Origin of the sequence: Enterococcus sp. S183_ASV_20, from assembly GCF_018919685.1 — a bacterium.
Taxonomy (GTDB): Bacteria; Bacillota; Bacilli; order Lactobacillales; family Enterococcaceae; genus Enterococcus; species Enterococcus faecalis.
On sequence record NZ_JAHLRI010000115.1, the window covers coordinates 1 to 2,940 of the forward strand.

Sequence of the window (2,940 nt, forward strand, 5' to 3'; positions counted from 1 at the left end):
GAAGAAGAGTGCCAGGATTCGGAAAGTAAACCATTCTTTAAAGAGTGTGTCTAATTGCAAACCACTTTCCAACAGAATAATTAAGGGCATATGCAAGAGATAAGGGTAGAGGGTATCTTTTCCGAGGGCGCTTAAAGGTAACTTTCGTTTCGGCAATAATGCAAACCAAGAAAGAGACACCAATGCTGCAGCAACGTAAAAGAACAGCTGAATGAAACTACTGTATTCAAAGGCCGGACTAATTTCAGCGTAGGAAGCCCAACCAGTTAAGAAGCCCCAAAATTTCGTTGCCAATGACCATTGACTATTTACAAATAAAAAGGAGCTTAAAATTACGCCTACCGCTGCCCATTTGACTTTGCGATGATCTAAAAAGGTTTGTAGCTTTTGAATATCCATTAAGTAGCCACAATAGAAGAAAGGGAAGAAGCCCAGAGTCCGTCCTAAAGACAAGAAACCTTCCACAGGCAAATAGCCTGAGGCGCAGCCGATAACAATGATGATGGGCAACATGATTTTCGGCTGAACGCGCTGAAGAAAGATGGTAATTAAGTAGAAACTTGCTAAGGAAAGTAAGTACCAAGGAACGCCTGTTTCGTTCAGTAAATCAAAATTCATTTTATTTGCAAAGGCGAAATTAGCAAGTGTAATCAACAACTTCGCTAAGAGATAAAGCCAAACAAAGGAAAGTAAGCGTAGATATTTTCGTTGTTTAATGGCATGTTTACTAAAGAGTCCAGAGACAAAAATAAAGGCCGACATATGGAATGAATAGATCCAAAAGTTGATCGTTTCCATGAGTCGTGAAGGAGAAGCTTCACGATCTAAAATATGCCCAAAAATCACTAAGAAAATTAAAAAAAGTTTCACGTTGTCCCATTTATAAATTCACTTGTCGTTTTCCATAACGATCACTCCTTTTAGTAGAAAACAGTTCACTTTTGTTTAAGGCAGAAGAGGACAATTTTTCCATTCATTGAGTAGATAATTGTAGATACGAACCGGCAGCCGTTAAATGAGCCCCCACATACTTGCGCTTAAAACAAAAAATTAGGCAGGATGTTAGTCTTAAATTATACTGAAAGAGTGACGATCCTCCAAAGATTTTGTTTATTAAGAAGTGAAAGATGCGGTGAAAATAAATGATAAAATTTCAAAATGTTTCAAAAGTATATCAAGAAAATGCCGTTTTGTCCGATGTGAATTTAACAATCCAACAAGGCGAATTTTTTGTATTAGTAGGGCCGAGTGGTAGTGGAAAAACGACGACTTTGAAAATGATTAATCGGCTCATTGAGCCAACGACAGGTGAAGTGGCTCTCAATGAACAAGCGGTAACCAATTATCCTTTACGTGAATTACGACTAAAAATTGGCTATGTTCTTCAGCAAATTGCCTTATTTCCTAACTTAACCGTGGCGGAAAATATTGAGTTGATTCCTGAAATGAAAAAATGGCCCAAAGAGCAACGCAGAGAGCGAACCATTGAACTATTGAAAAAAGTTCAGCTGGATCCTGAGGAATATCTGCATCGTAAGCCAGCAGCGCTTTCAGGAGGCGAACAACAACGTATCGGGATTTTACGCGCCATTGCAGCCGAACCAGAAGTGATTTTAATGGATGAACCTTTTAGCGCGCTAGATCCGATTTCAAGACATCATCTTCAACGTTTGGTGAAAGAACTTCATCAGGAATTAGCGAGTACCATTGTTTTTGTGACCCATGATATGAATGAAGCTTTATTGTTAGGAGAGCGCATCTGTATTATGGACGCTGGTAAAATTATTCAAGTCGATACGCCAGAAGCCATTCAAAAACATCCGAAAAATAATTTTGTCGGTCAATTTTTTAAACAATCTTCGCCAGAACTAGCGAACTATTGTGGCGCTGACTTGACTGCATTTTTAGAAGCTACGGATGAGACGATTGAGCCAGTGCCGACTGTTTTCATGGAAACCAATTTAAAAGAGATTGTCCAACTCATTAATGCGCAAGAGAAAGCAAATTTAGTAGAAAAACAACAAGTTTTAGGGTGTATCACCTCAAAAACGATTACTCGTTTTATGGAACAGCTGTTGGAAAGCGAGGGACAGTAGATGCAAGCACTGATTGAAACTTTTTTCGCTCGAAAAGAAGAATATCTGCAAGCGTTAATCGAGCATATGCAATTGTCCTTTATCTCGTTATTATTCGCTGCGTTGATTGCAATTCCTTTAGCCATTTATTTAACGAGTCATCGTAAGTTAGCGGAAAGTCTGTTACAAGTGACTGGGATTTTCCAAACCATCCCTTCTTTAGCCTTGCTAGGCTTACTGATTCCGTTAATTGGTATTGGTCGACCACCGGCAATTGTTGCGCTAGTGATTTATGCCTTATTCCCAATTTTACAAAACACCTATACTGGTTTGACGGAAATTGATCCTTCGTTAGAAGAAGCCGCAGAAGCATTTGGGATGAGTAAAAAAGAAAAACTGTTTAAGTTTGAGTTACAAATGGCGTTACCATTTATTATTTCTGGGATTCGAACGGCTACCGTTTTAATTATTGGTACGGCCACGTTGGCGGCGTTAATTGGAGCAGGTGGTTTAGGGACCTTCATTTTATTAGGAATTGATCGAAATAATTTATCGTTGATTTTTATTGGAGCTCTTTCATCAGCTGCACTAGCAGTCTTATTTAATTATGGAATTCATTGGTTGGAAAAAGCGAATGGACGGCGACTAATCATTGGCGGTACTATTTTAGGCCTTTTGTTAGGTGGTTCATTTTTCTGGAATCAACAAACTTCTTCAAAGGAAAAACAGCTGACAATTGCTGGCAAATTAGGAGCGGAACCAGATATTATTATTAATATGTATAAAGCCTTAATTGAAGAAAATAGCGACATTCAGGTGACGTTAAAGCCAAACTTTGGCAAGACTACTTTTTTATATAATGCCT

3 protein-coding genes are annotated in these 2,940 nt (G+C 38.5%); 2 read left to right on the top strand and 1 reads right to left on the bottom strand.

The window, feature by feature from the left end; all coding sequences use genetic code 11:
* A partial coding sequence (locus KQI94_RS15715; protein ID WP_346011724.1) for an acyltransferase family protein occupies nucleotides 1-888 on the bottom strand: 888 nt, incomplete at its 3' end.
* A gap of 254 nt (nucleotides 889-1,142) precedes the next feature.
* Between KQI94_RS15715 and KQI94_RS15720 the strand changes: the two genes are divergently transcribed.
* Both KQI94_RS15720 and KQI94_RS15725 read left to right on the top strand, forming a co-directional pair.
* The gene (locus KQI94_RS15720) at nucleotides 1,143-2,096 is read left to right on the top strand and encodes an ABC transporter ATP-binding protein (RefSeq protein ID WP_002380081.1); all 954 of its coding nucleotides are present in this window, start codon (nucleotides 1,143-1,145) and stop codon (nucleotides 2,094-2,096) included.
* The coding region (locus KQI94_RS15725) for an ABC transporter permease (protein WP_216454611.1) at nucleotides 2,097-2,940 on the top strand (844 nt) is incomplete at its 3' end.